Source organism: Paraburkholderia sp. BL27I4N3, from assembly GCF_003386115.1.
Classification (GTDB): Bacteria; Pseudomonadota; Gammaproteobacteria; order Burkholderiales; family Burkholderiaceae; genus Paraburkholderia.
The window spans coordinates 2,886,243-2,901,231 of record NZ_QREJ01000001.1 but is presented as its reverse complement, the minus strand read 5'-3'; the positions used below and the strand labels follow the sequence as shown (position 1 = coordinate 2,901,231).

The 14,989-nt window shown below is 64.2% G+C and carries 12 protein-coding genes; 6 read left to right on the top strand and 6 right to left on the bottom strand.

The genetic code is table 11. The annotated features are described in order from the left end of the window. The first annotated feature begins 5 nt into the window (after positions 1–5). The 3 genes from hutI (at position 6) to hutG (ending at position 3,529) form a co-directional block, all read left to right on the top strand. Positions 6–1,241 (top strand): imidazolonepropionase, encoded by a 1,236-nt coding sequence (hutI, locus tag B0G71_RS13265; protein ID WP_116142349.1) that lies wholly within the window; start codon positions 6–8, stop codon positions 1,239–1,241. Beyond that, positions 1,238–2,644: a formimidoylglutamate deiminase gene (locus B0G71_RS13260; protein ID WP_116142348.1), complete on the top strand. Its 1,407-nt coding sequence runs from the start codon at positions 1,238–1,240 to the stop codon at positions 2,642–2,644. The genes hutI and B0G71_RS13260 overlap by 4 nt, the downstream gene beginning before the upstream one ends. 69 nt (positions 2,645–2,713) lie before the next feature. Further along, positions 2,714–3,529, top strand: a complete 816-nt coding sequence (gene hutG / locus B0G71_RS13255) for an N-formylglutamate deformylase (RefSeq protein ID WP_116142347.1) — start codon at positions 2,714–2,716, stop codon at positions 3,527–3,529. 255 nt (positions 3,530–3,784) lie between these two features. On the opposite strand, the gene B0G71_RS41355 is transcribed toward hutG, so the two are convergent. Further along, the gene (locus tag B0G71_RS41355) at positions 3,785–3,925 is read right to left on the bottom strand and encodes a hypothetical protein (protein WP_166679090.1); all 141 of its coding nucleotides are present in this window, start codon (positions 3,923–3,925) and stop codon (positions 3,785–3,787) included. 333 nt (positions 3,926–4,258) lie between these two features. Here B0G71_RS41355 and B0G71_RS13250 point away from each other — a divergent pair, with 333 nt between their 5' ends. Together B0G71_RS13250 and B0G71_RS13245 are read left to right on the top strand one after the other, a co-directional pair. Then, positions 4,259–4,924, top strand: a complete 666-nt coding sequence (locus B0G71_RS13250; protein WP_106285958.1) for a hypothetical protein — start codon at positions 4,259–4,261, stop codon at positions 4,922–4,924. A gap of 339 nt (positions 4,925–5,263) precedes the next feature. Beyond that, positions 5,264–7,180, top strand: coding sequence for a DUF3857 domain-containing transglutaminase family protein (locus B0G71_RS13245; protein ID WP_116142346.1), 1,917 nt, complete (start codon positions 5,264–5,266; stop codon positions 7,178–7,180). 51 nt (positions 7,181–7,231) lie between these two features. Here the strand turns inward: B0G71_RS13245 and B0G71_RS13240 are convergent, their stop codons facing one another. From B0G71_RS13240 to glgC, 5 genes are all read right to left on the bottom strand, one after another. Further along, a complete protein-coding gene (locus B0G71_RS13240) occupies positions 7,232–8,383 on the bottom strand; it encodes a branched-chain amino acid ABC transporter substrate-binding protein (protein WP_106285960.1) in 1,152 nt (383 codons plus the stop codon). A 411-nt stretch (positions 8,384–8,794) separates the two neighbouring features. Beyond that, entirely contained in the window at positions 8,795–9,256 is a 462-nt protein-coding gene (locus B0G71_RS13235) for a hypothetical protein (protein WP_116142345.1), read from the bottom strand. Positions 9,257–9,505: 249 nt separating this feature from the next. After that, complete coding sequence (gene pdxY / locus B0G71_RS13230) at positions 9,506–10,372, bottom strand: pyridoxal kinase PdxY (RefSeq protein ID WP_116142344.1); 867 nt, start codon at positions 10,370–10,372, stop codon at positions 9,506–9,508. Between the two features lie 292 nt (positions 10,373–10,664). Continuing rightward, positions 10,665–12,125, bottom strand: coding sequence for a glycogen synthase GlgA (gene glgA / locus B0G71_RS13225; protein ID WP_116142343.1), 1,461 nt, complete (start codon positions 12,123–12,125; stop codon positions 10,665–10,667). Between the two features lie 64 nt (positions 12,126–12,189). Continuing rightward, positions 12,190–13,452, bottom strand: coding sequence for a glucose-1-phosphate adenylyltransferase (gene glgC / locus B0G71_RS13220; protein ID WP_116142342.1), 1,263 nt, complete (start codon positions 13,450–13,452; stop codon positions 12,190–12,192). 403 nt (positions 13,453–13,855) lie between these two features. On the opposite strand from glgC, the gene B0G71_RS13215 reads away from it, so the two are divergent. After that, a complete protein-coding gene (locus tag B0G71_RS13215; RefSeq protein WP_116142341.1) occupies positions 13,856–14,989 on the top strand; it encodes an alpha/beta fold hydrolase in 1,134 nt (377 codons plus the stop codon).

The window sequence follows — 14,989 nt, the reverse complement described above, 5'->3', positions numbered from 1 at the left end:
ACGCGATGAAGCAAACCGTCTGGCATCACCTGAAACTTTGCCCGCAGGGCGATCCCCAACACACGCTGCCCGAAGCCGCGATCGCCGTTGAAAACGGCACGATCGTGTGGCTCGGCGCGGCTTCCGCATTACCCGCCGACTACGCCGCATGGCCGCACGAAGATCTGCACGGCGCGTGGGTGACGCCGGGTCTCGTCGATTGCCATACGCATCTCGTGTACGGCGGGCAGCGCGCGGACGAATTCGCGCAACGCCTCGCGGGCGTCAGCTACGAAGAGATCGCGCGGCAGGGCGGCGGCATCGTCTCCACGGTGCGCGCCACGCGTGCCGCGGACGAAGCCACGCTGTTCCGCCAGTCGGCCGCGCGCCTCGAACCGTTGCTCGCGGAAGGCGTGACCACGGTCGAGATCAAATCCGGCTACGGCCTCGACCTCGTCAGCGAGCGCAAGATGTTGCGCGTCGCGCGGCAATTGGGCGAACGTTATCCCGTGACCGTCTACACGACGTTTCTCGGCGCGCACGCGCTGCCGCCCGAGTTCGCCGGCCGCGCCGACGCGTACATCGATGAAGTCTGCAACACCATGCTGCCCACGCTCGCCGATGAAGGCCTCGTCGACGCCGTCGACGTGTTCTGCGAGCGAATCGGTTTTTCGCTGGAACAGAGTGAGCGCGTCTTTGAGGCAGCGGAACGTTACAGGCTGCCGGTGAAAATGCATGCCGAGCAATTGTCGAACGGCGGCGGCACGGCACTCGCGGCGCGCCATCATGCGCTGTCCGCCGACCACCTCGAATTTCTCGACGAAGCCGGCGTCGCCGCGATGAAGGAAGCGGGCACGGTGGCCGTGTTGCTGCCGGGCGCGTACTACTTCATCCGCGAGACGCAGTTGCCGCCTTTGGAATTGCTGCGGCGCTATCAGGTGCCGATCGCGATTTCGACCGACAGCAACCCCGGCACATCGCCCGCCACGTCGCTGCTGCTGATGATGAATATGGCCACTACGCTGTTCCGCATGACAGTGCCGGAAGTGCTGCAAGGCGTGACGTCGCACGCGGCGCACGCGCTCGGCAAGGCGGATCGCCACGGCTCGCTGGAGGCGGGACGCGCTGCAGATTTCGCGGTGTGGTCGGTCGACTCGCTGGCCGAGCTGGCTTACTGGATTGGACGTCCGCTATGCGCGCGAGTCGTGCGCGCGGGCGAGACCGTTTATACGCGGCGTGAATTGAGCCAGGGCCTGAAATGACTGAACCGCACAAGCAAACGAATCAATCGCTGTTCGCCGAGTACGCATACCTGCCGGATGGCTGGCGCCGCAACGTGCTGCTGGAGTGGGACGCAACCGGCACGCTCACCGCCGTCACGCCCGATACGCCGACGCCGCCCGCCGGTGTGCAGAAGGCCGCGGGTCCGGTACTGCCTGGCATGCCGAACCTTCATTCGCACGCGTTTCAGCGCGCGATGGCCGGCCTCACCGAATATCGCGCATCCGGCGCGGGCGCCACGGATAACTTCTGGAGCTGGCGCGATCTGATGTATCGCTTCGCCGCGCGCATCACACCGGAAGGCCTGGCGAGCGTCGCGCAATGGCTGTACATCGAAATGCTGAAAGCGGGCTATACGTCGGTGTGCGAATTCCATTACGTGCATCACACGCCGCAAGGCAGCCGCTATGCGAATCAGGCGGAACTCGCGCAACGCGTAGTGGATGCGGCGTCGGCGAGTGGCATCGGCATGACCATGCTGCCGGTGCTGTATCAGTACAGCGGCTTTGGTTCGCGTGCGCCGCGTGAAGATCAGCAGCGCTTCATCAATACGCCGGAGAGTCTGCTCGATCTGCTCAGCACGTTGCGCGCGGCGCGCCCCGAGACTGGCGCGTTGCGTTATGGCGTGGCGCCGCATTCGCTGCGCGCCGTCTCCGCTGAGTCGTTGCATACGCTGCTCGGTGGTATCGAGGGCACGGCGCCCGTTCATATCCATATCGCCGAGCAGACCGGCGAAGTCGATGCCTGCCTCGAAACCGAAGGCGCGCGTCCGGTGCAATGGCTGCTCGATCGTTTCGATGTCGACAGCCGCTGGTGTCTCGTGCACGCCACGCACGTCGATGCGAACGAAACCCTGGCGCTCGCGAAGAGCGGCGCGGTCGCCGGTTTGTGCCTGACCACCGAAGCCAATCTCGGCGACGGCATTTTTCCGGCGCAGGAATATCTCGATGCGCACGGGCGCATCGGCGTGGGCTCGGATAGTCATATCGGCGTCGATTGGCGCGCGGAACTGCGCTTGCTCGAATATGGCCAGCGTCTCACGCGCCGGCAACGCAACGTGCTGGCGTCGGCGCAGGCCACGCATGTCGCCGATCGTCTGTTCGACGCCTCGCTCGAAGGCGGCGCCCACGCAACGGGTCGCGCGGTCGGCGCGCTGCAGGCGGGCCGCCGCGCCGATTGGCTCGTGCTCGACGCGGATCATTCAAGCATCGCCGAGCATGCGCCGAACGCCTGGCTCTCGGGCGTTGTATTCTGCGAGCATGGCGAAACGCCGATTCGCGACGTCTACGCGGGCGGCGACAAGGTCGTCGACAATCGCAGGCATCGCGATGAAGAGGGCGCTTACGCGCGCTATCGCGTGGCGCTGGCGGACCTGCTCAAATGAATGGCGTGCCAACGTTCCGCGCATTGACTCGCTGAACCGGCCCTTCGACTCTATCGATTCCGGACTGACATGACTGCTTCGAACACTCCGCCGGTCTTCTCGCTGCATCAGGGAAGCCTGCCACTGCTCATTTCGATTCCGCATCTGGGTACGCAAATTCCGGCCGACATCGCCGCAACGATGACGCCCGCCGCGCAGCGCACCGACGATTGCGACTGGCATCTGGACCGTCTCTATGCGTTCGCAAAACGCATGGGCGCGTCGATTCTCGCGCCGACCTACGCGCGATATGTGATCGACCTGAACCGTCCGCCCGACGGCGCGAATCTGTACCCGGGCCAGGACACCACCGGACTTTTGCCCGTCGATACGTTCGACAAGGAACTGTTGTATCTGGACGGCCATCTGCCCAACGAGGCCGAAGTCGCGCGTCGTCGCGAGGCTTACTGGAAGCCTTACCATGAGGCGCTGCAAGGCGAACTCGCGGCGCTGAAAGCAAAACACGGCAAGGTGCTGCTGTGGGAAGCGCATTCGATCCGCTCGCACGTGCCGCGTTTTTTCGAGGGACGCCTGCCCGATTTCAATTTCGGCACCTCGAACGGCGCGAGCGCGGCGACGGGACTGGCCGAGGAGATGGCCGCTACTGTCGAGCGACACGACGGCGGCTATACGGCTGTCGCCAACGGGCGCTTCAAGGGCGGTTATATCACGCGCGAGTATGGCCGGCCGTCGCAAGGCGTGCATGCACTGCAGCTCGAACTTTCGCAGATCACGTATATGGAAGAGCACTTGCCGTATGCGTATGACGAATCGCTCGCCGCGAGAGTGGAACCTCTGCTGGAAGCGCTCGTCGTGAAAGCATTGGAACGCGTCAGAACGGCGTGACGCGCCGCTCGTTTTCTCTTCCTTTCCACGCGCTTCACGATCGCCACGCAAGCTGCGCGGCACGGTGAGGCGCGTCGGCTGACACCGCAAAGGTGTAACAGCATGTGTCCGTGATTGCATGCTGCCGTTTTCGCGCAGAACGTATAGAGCGCGTTGAAGCAATCTGCCTGCTCCGCATCGACTCGATGGCAAAAAAAGCCCCGCATTGAGCGGGGCTTTACGATGTGCCGTGCCGGTCAGAGCGTGGCACCGCCATTAATGGCAGCGTTTTTCCCAGTGATGATGAACGCGCACCTTGTGGCACTCAGGATGATGATGATGCTCATAAGCTTGTGCGGGAGCGATGGCGCTCAGGGCTGCGACGGCTGCGGCGATGGCGAGGACGATCTTCTTCATTACAGAATCCTTAAATCGGTGTTGGGGTACGAACGGTTCAGCACGGGGCGTGCCGCGACCGCTCGCAAGCATGCCACATCGCGCGCGTGGAGCGGAGGAACGCTGAGCAAACGCAGGTGTCAATTCAGCACGACGATCGTTGCGAGCCGCCACCGGCAATGGATGACGGCCAACGCCGCGCAATCGCGCAGTGGCGTGTATTTACGACAGATCGGCGCTCACGCAACGGCATTCCGGGATTGCGCGCCATGCGGTGAAGCGTCTACCCTTTCAAAACGATAACGCGCGCAAGCGTGCGATCTCTACAGCGGGCAAAAGATGGAAGACCCAGCGATGGAAGATTCCGACGAATTGCTGCTCCCGGTCTGGCGAGCAAACCTGGTGCTGTTGACTCGCGAAGTCGGCGCGGCGACACGACTCGCGCGCATGATGACCTTCTCCGCGAGCTATCTGAAACTGATGTTGTCGGGCCAGCGCGAATTCAGCGAGGAATTCGTGCGCGGCATCGAAGCGGTCACGGGACTGCCGGGCGGCTGGATGAACGTGCCCCATACCGAGCAGGACGTCCCGCTCAAGGCGCGTGAAGCGATCGACAATGAACAGCCGCTCGCGCGGTTTCGGGGCACGGCGCATCCGGTGCGCAAGAAGTCGGTGCTGCGGCCGCCCGAACCGATTTTCGGCCAGCCGGGGCCGGCCAGGCGCGTCGAGGAAGAAATCCTCGACGCGGAAGCGCATCGACGTCAGGCGTATTTTCGCAAGGTCCGCGATCTGGCGATTCAGGACGTGCGGCGTTTCGAGCGGCATCTGACGCACGCGCCGGTCGAACTGGCAACGATGCGCGCCAAGGTGGAGGACGTGATCGCCGCCGCCGATCTCGACGACCCGATCCAGGCCGACCTCGCGGGACGGCTGGAGCAGATCGAAAAGCATCGGCATCTGCTGCTCAGGCACGTCGAGCGATTGCAGGCATTGCTTGGGCAACTCGGCGAGACGGAATGAGGCGGCGCGCCGCGAGCCAGTACTCGCTTACGCCGGCTGATAGGCACTCCTGCGGCGGCCGTGAAGCTCGGCTGCGAATGTCCACATACGCGATCCTGCGCGAGCGCCACGCCGGTCCGACGGAACGAATCCCGAGTGATGCCGATAGAGGTTCATCGAATCGGCGTGCCGTCGCATCGATCGGCGTCTGCGCAGCGAGGCCGGATCGCGCAGGCCATCATGTGCTAAAACCACGATACGGACTCAGCCGAGGTGCATCTTGGGGAAAATTGCCGTCACGCTGCAGCGGGCGCTTGCCCGTAGTCGACAGGATGGCGCGCGGGGCAGGGCGCGGCGCACATGACGCGGTGCATGGCGTTTGTTCTCAGGCTGGCCAGTGGGTCGGCGCTGGGCGCGTGCGTCGCGTTCAGCGCGTTCGCCGACGACGGCGCGTCGACCGCATCCGGCGACGATCGCGCGCCTTCCACGATCGAGCGCGACGTCCATCTCTTCACGATCCAGAAAGACGGCTCCGTCGAGGAGCATGACGACACCGTTCTGCGCGCCAATACGACGAGCGGCGTCGACGATATCGCGCAACGCTACGTGTGGTTCAACAAGGACATCGAGCAGGTGCAGTTGCTGGCCGCCGAAACGATCGACGTGAACGGCGTGGCGCATCCGGTCGGTCCCGAGGCGATCCGCGACGTGCAGGAGCCGCGCTCGGCAGGCGCGCCGAGTTTCGAGGACGGCGTGTTGCGCACGGTGATCTTCCCAGGCGTGGAGCCGGGCTCGCGCGTGCATCTGGCGTTTCGCAAGACGCGCACGAAGCCCTTGCAGGCGGGCACCTTCGCGTACCTCGTCGAGCCGACGCGCGACCCGGTCGAACTGCAGCGCCTGATCTTCGATCTGCCCGCCGACGTGCCGCTTTACGCCGACGCGCGCGGCTACGTCGCCGTGCCGCCGGTCACGGCAAACGGCCGTACCCGCTACGAGTTCGACTACCAGCACGGAGCGTATGCGCCGCTCGAAGCGGGCGCGGTTGGCTACGCGAACTGGGGCGATCGCCTGATGGTATCGACAGTGCCGGACTTCGCGAATTTTGCCGCGCGCTATCGCGGCCCCGCAACCGACGCGACGACTGGCGATCCGGCGATTGTCCGCCTCGCGCAAGCGCTGAGCGCCGGCACCGACGATCCGCGCGTGAAGGCCCAACGGCTCTACGACTGGATGCGTCTGAATATCCGCTACGTCGCGTTGTTTCTTGGCGAAACGGCGGCGATCCCGCACAAGGCGACCGACATCCTGCGCAACCGCTATGGCGACTGCAAGGACCACGTCGCGCTCTACGGTGCGTTGCTGGCCGCGGTCGGCATCCGTAGCGAGGCGGTGCTGCTCAACCTCGGGCCGTACTACAGTTTGCCGGACGTGCCCGGCTACGGATCGAGCGCGATCAACCATGCGATCGTCTGGATTCCTGAGTTGTCGTTGTATGCGGACACGACGGCGGGCGGCACGGCGTTCGGCTATCTGCCTCCGGGCGTGATGGACCGGCCGGTATTGCTGGTCGGCGAGGGCGTGCTGTCGCGCACGCCGGCCACGCAGTCGCGCGAACGCAGCGCGCGCGTGCAGATCGACATCGATGAAAGCGGCGCGGCGAATTACGCTTACCGGGTCGAGGACGCGGGTTTTACCGCCGAAATCGAGCGCAATACCTTTCGGCGCTCGACGCGGCAACGCACGCAGCAGATCGCCGCGAACCGTCTATTGCAGACGGGTTTGCACGGCACGACGCAATTGCGCACGGCGGATCTCGGCGCCACGACCGGACCATTCGCCACGTCGATGCAAGGGAAGGTGGAACACTTCGTCTGGACTGACGGCACCACGGCCGTACCCGCGTTGACGAGTTTCTCCGGCGGCATGGGCTCGCAGGTGCAGGCGTGGCTCGCGGAGCCTGCGAGAACTCAGCCCTGGACGTGCATCGGCGGAGAGTTCGACGAGACCCTGGAAATGACGCTGCCGCGCTTCGTACGAGTGACGGATTTGCCGTCCGACACGGCGGTGCAAGACCGCTTTCTGATCTTTTCATCCAGCTACGTCTACGATCCGGCCGCGCGGGTCTTGCAGGTCAGGCGGCACCTGCGCGCCGCCTTTGATCATCAGATGTGTTCAGCGAGTGAATTCGCCGGGATGCACGACGATCTCGTGCGAATCCAGAGAGACCTGGATGCCGAACTGGTGGTCAAGGTCGCCAATTCCAGGAAGCCACAGTGATTCCACCGGCACGGCGCAAACGAGCAAACCGTGCCGGAATCGGAACCTGGCTTAACTTCCGCTCTTGGTCACGATGGGCACCCACGCTCCATTCTTGACCTGATAAAGCGTCGATGCGCCGCTCTTCAACGCGCCGGTGTTGTCGAAGGAAATCCTGCCGGTTACGCCTTCGAAATCGATGGCCTTGAGCGCGGGCCTGTAGTCGTTCGGCGAGCTGGACTTGGCCTTCTGCATCGCCTTGATCGCGGCCCACGCGCCGTCATAGCCGAACGGCGCATAGGACAGGATATCCACGCCGAAACGCTTCTTGAACTTCGCGGAGAAATCCTTGCCGCCCGGCAACTGTGCGAGGGGCCGTCCATATTCCCAGGCCATCACGCCTTCAGCGGAATCGCCCGCAAGCTTGATGAAGTCCTGATCCATCACGCCGCCGCCGCCCACCAGTTGCGCGTTCATGCCCAGCTGCTTCATGCGCTTGGCGAAGCCCGCGGCCTGCGTGTCCAGGCCGCCGAAGAAGATCAGGTCGGCATTGGTCGATTTGATCTTGGTGATCTGCGTGCTGAAGTCGACCGCTTTGTTGTCGGTGTACTCACGCGCCACGAGATTGCCGCCGTGCGCTTTGACGGCTTTCTCGAACTCGTCGGCCTCGCCCTGGCCGAACGCGGTGCGGTCGTCGATGATCGCGATGCGCTTGGCCTTGGTCACTTCCACGGCATAGACGCCTGCGTTGCCGGCGTTCTGCGCGTCGGTGGAAATCACCATGAAGGTGTTCGCGAAGCCGCGTCCGGTGATGATCGGATTGGTGGCGGCCGGGTCGATCACCGGAATGCCGGCTTGCTCGTAGACCTGCGAAGCGGGAATCGTCGTGCCCGAGTTGAAGTGGCCCACCACGGCCGACACGCCCGCGTCGACCAGTTTCTGCGCGGCTTGCACGCCGATGCGCGGGTCGGCCTGGTCGTCTTCGGAGACGATCTGGAATTGCGCCACCTTGTCGCCGATCTTGATCTTTTGCGCGTTGGCTTCCTCGATTGCGAGCCGGACACCGTTTTCGAGGTCCTTGCCGTAGCCGGCGTTGGCGCCGGTCAGCGGGGCGGCGAAGCCGATCTTCACCGGCAGGTCGTCGGCGAAGCTGGCCGGCGGCGCGATGGCGAAGATAGCACCAACGAACAGGGCAAGCGGTTTCAGCGTGTAGCGAAGACTCATGGTCTCTCCTTCCATCGACAGTTTCAGGTAGTGAAAGCGGCAAGGCGGTAACGCTGGATCGACGCGCGCGCATGGACTTCGCATGGCGCGCATCGAGAGACTACGAATGATCGGTCGCTTTGAACAATGCGGGAATGCGCGCACTTGCGCGCATTCGCGTTCAAGCGGCGATCAATCTGGCGCGAATATAGAAAGCCAATTTGCCACCGTCTTGGCAGTTCGAGGCGCTTTGAATGAGCATTTCGGCATAACCCGCGCAGCGCGTTGGCTGGCGGCGTCCCGGCGCGGGCGCGCGGGTGCGGATTGCTGCATATGAACAATGCGCGGGCAGCGTGGCCGCCGCGGTTTAGCGGAGCAAGGTTGCTGCCGCCTGTCAGAATGGAAACTCGTAACGGCTTCGAAACCGGCCGCTCAACGCTCGCCTTGCTGGCGCAACAACTCCTCGCGCAGACGCAGGAGCGGCGCCTTGGTGTCTTCGTCGGCCCATGTGTCGAGATCGTCGAGGGCGCGCTGGCAGCCGTCGAGCACAAGGTCGATATCCACCGGCACGCCGTTGTTCAGCGCGAATTCGATGGTCTCGGCGAACTGCTGGCATTCGTCTTCGCCGTACGAGATGTCGAGGTTGTCGGCGATCACTTCGGCGATATTGCTGCGCGCCTTGTCGTCCGGCGTCACCATGTCGACGATGCCGCGCGCCACCGCCGGCGAATAGTACAGAGCGATGTCGAGCCACTGCGCGGGATCGAAGTCGGCCTGGTCGAACTGGCTCTCGAAGAGCTCGATCGCTTCCTGTTCGTGGGCCTCGTCGGCGTCGACGCTGATGCACAACTGCTCAAAAAATTCTTCCCGCTCGCTGCGGATATAACCGTCCATCGATGCCTCGTCTGCTGAAAACTGAATGCCGGATGCCTGAAAAATGCGCTGCGGGCGGTCAGGCAGGTGCCTTGTCCACGCGGCACGCATTATAGGACGGCCGGCTGACAGTCGAGAGACGCGGCAAGAATCGATTGCCACGACGCGCACCAGAGACGGTTTGCGTGGGCTGCTCGAATCTGCGCTTTGCTAACGCTGAGGATTGCCTGAAACGTCGTGCGCGCCCGCCACCTACGCCACCTACGCCACCTACGCCGTATCCGCCACCCACGCATCGAACCACTCGCGCGGCTGCGCGATTTCATTCTGTGCGGCCACCAGTTCGAGCTCATAGCGCCCAGCCTGCCAAGTCGTCTTGACCACCGCGTTCACGGCGGCGAGCGTGTGCTCGAAGGCCGCGCGAATCGAATCGCCGAGCAGCGTGCGCGCGACGAACACCGCGCTCGTCAGATCGCCCACGCCCACCGGTTGCCGCGCGAACGGATAGAGCGGGCGTTGCGCCATCCACGATTCGCGCTCGGTGACGACCAGCATGTTGAAGCGGTCGGCGGGACTGTTTCGATCGAGCAGATGCTTGACCAGCACGAGCTTCGGCCCGCGTGCGATAAGCTCGCGGCATGCCGTCACGGCTTCTTCCAGCGTATCGATCTCGCGCCCCACGAGGCGCTGCAATTCTGTGTGGTTCGGCGCCATGGCGTCGGCCATCTCGGGCATGGTGCGCACGAGAAACTCCTGGATGCCCGGTTCCACCTTGCAGCCGCTCGCCGCGCCCATCACCGGGTCGCAGAAGTACCAGGCGCGCGGATTGACGGCCTTCACGGCCTTGACGATCTCCAGCACCGACTGCGCCTGTTCGGGCGTGCCCAGATAGCCGGATAGCACGGCGTCGCAACGCGGCAGCATGCCGATCGCGCCGATGCCGTCGACCAGATCTTCCATTTGCGAGCCGTCGATCGCGCTGCCTGTCCAATGGCCGTATTGCGTGTGGTTCGAGAACTGCACGGTGTTGAGCGGCCAGACGTTGACGCCGAGCCGACGCATCGGAAACACCGCCGCGCTGTTGCCGGCGTGACCGAAGACGACATGTGACTGGATGCTCAGAACGCTTTTGGTCATGGTATGGCCCGCGCAACGGGTCTGCGCGATCAATGAAAACGGGAAGGGTGCACCGCGGCGGCGATCCGGCAAGCACCGGACGCCTCATGCGGCAGGAATGCTTCAGATGGTGCAGGAAACCCGCACGCGCTGCATTGTCAGGAAACAATACATGACTTTGCCGCGCGCGAGTCGATCCGTCCCCGAGTTGTTGCGCCGAACCATCACACGCGCACGCGGCGGAGGACGGCTGCGAAGTCAGCCCCGGCTCCCGAAATGCTGCGGGGCTGCTTGCTCAACGGCTTTTTTCAACTCACGCGAGCTCGCGGTACAACGCCAGATAACGCTCCGCCGAGGCGCCCCAGCCGAAGTCCTGGCGCATCGCGCGCCGCTGGGCCGCCTTCCATTCGGTACGGCGCCCATAGAGCGCGAAGGCGCGGCGGATGGCTGCGCCGATCCCCTTCGGTTCGAATCGTTCGAACACGAAACCGGTGGCGAGGTCGTCGGCGAGATTTTCGAGCGACGCATCCACCACCGTGTCCGCGAGACCGCCCACGCAATGCACGAGCGGCAGCGATCCATACGCCAGCGCATACAGTTGCGTGAGGCCGCACGGCTCGAAACGCGAGGGCACCGCTATCACGTCGCTGCCCGCGACGATCGTATGCGCGAGCGTTTCATCGAATCCCAGCTCCACCGCCACAGACTCAGGGTGCGACTGCGCGACGCGTTTCAAACCGTTCTCCAACGCCGGGTCGCCGGTGCCGAACACGACCAGCTGCCCGCCGTGTTTGATGATTTCCGGCACGGCTTCGAGCAGCAGGTCGAGGCCTTTCTGCTCGGTCAGCCGGCTCACCACGCCGAATAGCAGCGCGTCGCTTTTCTGCGCGAGGCCGAAGCGTTTTTGCAGCGCGTCCTTGCACGCGAGCTTGCCGGCGAGCCGCGTCGCGCTGTAGTGGTTCTCGAGCAGCGTATCGGTGCCGGGACACCAGACCGTGTAGTCGACGCCGTTCAGAATGCCGCTCAGATCGTGTGCGCGATGGCGCAGCAAACCGTCGAGGCCGCCACCCTGGGCGAGCGTCTGGATTTCGCGTGCATAGGTCGGGCTGACCGTGGTGATGCGGTCGCTGTAGTAGAGGCCCGCCTTGAGAAAGGACATTTGCCCGTAGAACTCGACGCCATGCACGCTGAAAAAATCGTCCGGCAGGCCGAGCTGACCGAACTGGTGCGCGGGAAATACGCCTTGATACGCGAGGTTGTGCACCGTGAAGACGCTGCGGGCGAAGGGCCTGCCATGCTGGCGTTCGGCCGCCTTCAGATAGGCCGGCGCGAGCCCCGCGTGCCAGTCGTGCGCGTGAACGATCTGCGGCGACCACGCCGGGTCCAGTTGCTGCGCAAGTTGCGCGGCGACCCAGCCGAGCAGCGCAAAGCGCTGCGCGTTGTCGCCGTAGGGCACGTGCTCGTCATTCAGATACGGATTGCCGCGCCGGTCGTACAGCGTGGCCGCGCGGATCACATAGACGACCAGGCCGTTCGACGCCAGCGTGCCCCGTTCGAGCGTGACGCCCGGCGCGTCGAAGCGGCGGCCCAGTTGCGCGACCGGCGTCAGGTCGGTCAAGCCGGCGACTACCGCCGGAAAGCCTGGCAACAGGACCCGCACATCGGCGCCGCGCTCGATCAGCGCAGGCGGCAACGCGCCCGCGACGTCGGCGAGACCGCCCGTTTTGAGGAGGGGATACAGCTCGCTTGCGACGTGCAGGGCGCGAATCGTCATAGGCTCAGTCTCTGTCCTGTTGGTTCGGGTTGGGCGCGGCTGAGCCGGCGGCAGCCGGCCCTGGCTAGATCTTCTGCTTCAGCGCCTCCGGCGTGACCAGCACGACGCCGTCCTCGGTACGGTAGAAGCGCTCGGCGTCGCTCACCGGATCTTCGCCGATCACCGTGCCCTCCGGTATCGCACAGCCGCGGTCTATCACCACTTTCTGCAGCCGGCAGCTCGCGCCGACGGTGACCTGCGGCAACAAGACTGCCTCATTGATGTTACAGAATGAACTCACTTTGACATTCGACGAGAGCACCGAGCGCGAAATCTGCGAGCCCGAGATTACGCAGCCGCCGCACACGATCAGATTATTGCCCGAGCCTTGCAGCCCCTTCATGTCGCGCACGAACTTGGCGGGTGGCAACTGTTCCTGGTACGTCCAGATCGGCCAGTTGCGGTCGTAGAGATCGAGCGTCGGGATGGTGGAGGCGAGGTCGAGATTGGCGGCCCAGTAAGCGTCGATCGTGCCGACGTCGCGCCAGTACGGCTCCACGTTCGGATCCGACGACACGCACGACATGCTGAACGGATGCGCGATCGCCATGCCTTGCGTAACGACGCGCGGCAGGATGTCCTTGCCGAAGTCGTGATCGGTGTCGATCGTGGAGATGTTCTCTTCGAGCAACGAATACAGGTAATCCGCGCTGAACACGTAGATGCCCATGCTGGCCAGCGCCTTGTCCGGGCGGCCGGGAATGCAAGGCGGGTCGGCGGGCTTCTCCAGGAAGGCGGTCACGCGGCGGTTTTCATCCACGTGCATCACGCCGAAGGCCACCGCCTCCATGCGCGGCACCTCGATACAGCCGACCGTGCAATCCGCGCCGCTTTCGGCGTGGTCGGCGATCATGCGCGTGTAGTCCATCTTGTAGATGTGGTCGCCCGCCAGCACCACCACGTACTTCGGCCGGATCGAGCGGATGATGTCGAGGTTCTGGAACACCGCGTCCGCGGTGCCGCGATACCAGTGCGCGCCTTCCACACGCTGCTGCGCGGGCCACAAGTCGATGAATTCGCCCATCTCGCCGCGCAGGAAACTCCAGCCGCGCTGCAAGTGGCGCAACAGCGAGTGCGCCTTGTATTGCGTGACGACCGCGATGCGGCGGATGCCGGAATTCAGACAGTTGGAGAGTGCGAAATCGATGATCCGGTACTTGCCGCCGAAGTGCACCGCCGGCTTGACGCGTTTGTTGGTAAGCGGCCCGAGCCGCGTACCTCGTCCGCCCGCAAGGACGATGGCGAGGGTGGTGCGTTGCAGATCGTTCAGCCGTGCCGGAGTGTCCATGTCTGTCTCCTGATTAGTATGCCCCGGATGCGTGGGTCGCTTGCTCTCCACTGATGAATCGTGCTGCGCGCCGGCTCCGTCTTCGCGGACCCGTCTGCTAGTTCTAGCACTGATTTGCCGCGGACGAGTAGTCTGAATTGTGCCGATGCCGCGCGAGCGCCCACCTTGCGCACGATCACCTGTTGCACCGCGGCGATCCGTGCGCCACGACACATATAAAGCGTGCGGTGCCGAGCCGCAATATGCGTGCCACGACCGCCGTGCCGCTGTCAGCCGGCGCCGGCGGCAGCAGAGTCGGGCGGCGCGTCGTAGAATCGTGCGCTCCCGGCCGGGGTGTCGGCGATGCTCGCGCCGTGCGTTTGCCCCGCATGCCTCTTGTGCTTTCCCTTTAGAAAAAACTTCGATGAGTTTTCGCCGCCTGTCCTTGTTCGCCACGTTGAGCGTTTGTGCGCTATTTGCCGCTTCCGCGCCCGCCGTTTTTGCGGCTTCCGCCGCCACGCCTGCGAGTGCCGCCGCGTCCGCGGGCGTTGACGCACGGAGTCCGGGCAGCCCCGCCGCTTCAGTCGCCACGAACATCGCGAGCGATACCGGCCCCGCGTATGGACCCGAGTTGCAGGGCTTCAACTATCCGGCACCGGTCAGCCAGTACGACTTCACCTCGCAAGGGGTGGCCCTGCATATGGCGTACATGGATATCAAGCCGGCCAAGGCGAACGGCCGCACAGCGGTGCTGCTGCACGGCAAGAACTTCTGCGCGGCGACGTGGGACGCGACCATTCATCGGCTGAGCGACGCCGGCTATCGCGTGATCGCGCCGGACCAGATCGGCTTTTGCAAGTCGAGCAAGCCTGAGCACTATCAGTACAGTTTTCAACAGCTCGCGCGCAATACGCATGCGTTGCTGGAATCGCTCGGCGTGACCGACGCGACGGTGATCGGGCATTCCACCGGCGGCATGCTGGCGATCCGCTACGCGCTGATGTATCCGCGCGAGACGCAGCAACTGGTGCTGGTCAATCCGATCGGTCTGGAAGACTGGAAGGCGAAGGGCGTGCCCTCGTTGTCAGTGGATCAGTGGTACGAGCGCGAGTTGAAGACGACCGCCGAAAGCATTCGCCGCTACGAGCAGTCCACCTATTACGTGGGGCAGTGGCGCGCCAACTACGAACCGTGGGTGCAGATGCTGGCCGGCATGTATCGCGGTCCGGGCAAGCAAATCGTCGCGTGGAATTCGGCGTTGCTGTACGACATGATCTATACGCAGCCGGTGGTGTATGAGCTGGGACAGTTGAGCATGCCGACGCTGTTGCTGATCGGTCAGAAGGACACCACGGCGATCGGCAAGGACGCTGCGCCTCCCGACGTACGCGCGAAAATCGGCCATTACCCGGAACTCGGCAAAGCCGCCGCCAAGGCAATTCCGCACGCGACGCTAGTCGAATTCGCCGGGCTGGGGCATGCGCCGCAGATGCAGGATCCGCAGGCGTTTCATCAAGCACTGCTGGACGGTCTCGCGGCGGTGCCGGCGAACCATTGA

What these genes read in the sequence shown, in the direction of transcription:
- B0G71_RS13250 (WP_106285958.1), top strand. Translation starts at nt 4,259, where the DNA reads ATGGAAGATTCCGACGAATTGCTGCTCCCGGTCTGGCGAGCAAACCTG.
- glgC (WP_116142342.1), bottom strand. Translation starts at nt 13,452, where the DNA reads ATGGACACTCCGGCACGGCTGAACGATCTGCAACGCACCACCCTCGCC.
- B0G71_RS13240 (WP_106285960.1), bottom strand. Translation starts at nt 8,383, where the DNA reads ATGAGTCTTCGCTACACGCTGAAACCGCTTGCCCTGTTCGTTGGTGCT.
- pdxY (WP_116142344.1), bottom strand. Translation starts at nt 10,372, where the DNA reads ATGACCAAAAGCGTTCTGAGCATCCAGTCACATGTCGTCTTCGGTCAC.
- B0G71_RS41355 (WP_166679090.1), bottom strand. Translation starts at nt 3,925, where the DNA reads ATGAAGAAGATCGTCCTCGCCATCGCCGCAGCCGTCGCAGCCCTGAGC.
- glgA (WP_116142343.1), bottom strand. Translation starts at nt 12,125, where the DNA reads ATGACGATTCGCGCCCTGCACGTCGCAAGCGAGCTGTATCCCCTCCTC.
- hutG (WP_116142347.1), top strand. Translation starts at nt 2,714, where the DNA reads ATGACTGCTTCGAACACTCCGCCGGTCTTCTCGCTGCATCAGGGAAGC.
- hutI (WP_116142349.1), top strand. Translation starts at nt 6, where the DNA reads ATGAAGCAAACCGTCTGGCATCACCTGAAACTTTGCCCGCAGGGCGAT.
- B0G71_RS13245 (WP_116142346.1), top strand. Translation starts at nt 5,264, where the DNA reads ATGACGCGGTGCATGGCGTTTGTTCTCAGGCTGGCCAGTGGGTCGGCG.
- B0G71_RS13215 (WP_116142341.1), top strand. Translation starts at nt 13,856, where the DNA reads ATGAGTTTTCGCCGCCTGTCCTTGTTCGCCACGTTGAGCGTTTGTGCG.
- B0G71_RS13235 (WP_116142345.1), bottom strand. Translation starts at nt 9,256, where the DNA reads ATGGACGGTTATATCCGCAGCGAGCGGGAAGAATTTTTTGAGCAGTTG.
- B0G71_RS13260 (WP_116142348.1), top strand. Translation starts at nt 1,238, where the DNA reads ATGACTGAACCGCACAAGCAAACGAATCAATCGCTGTTCGCCGAGTAC.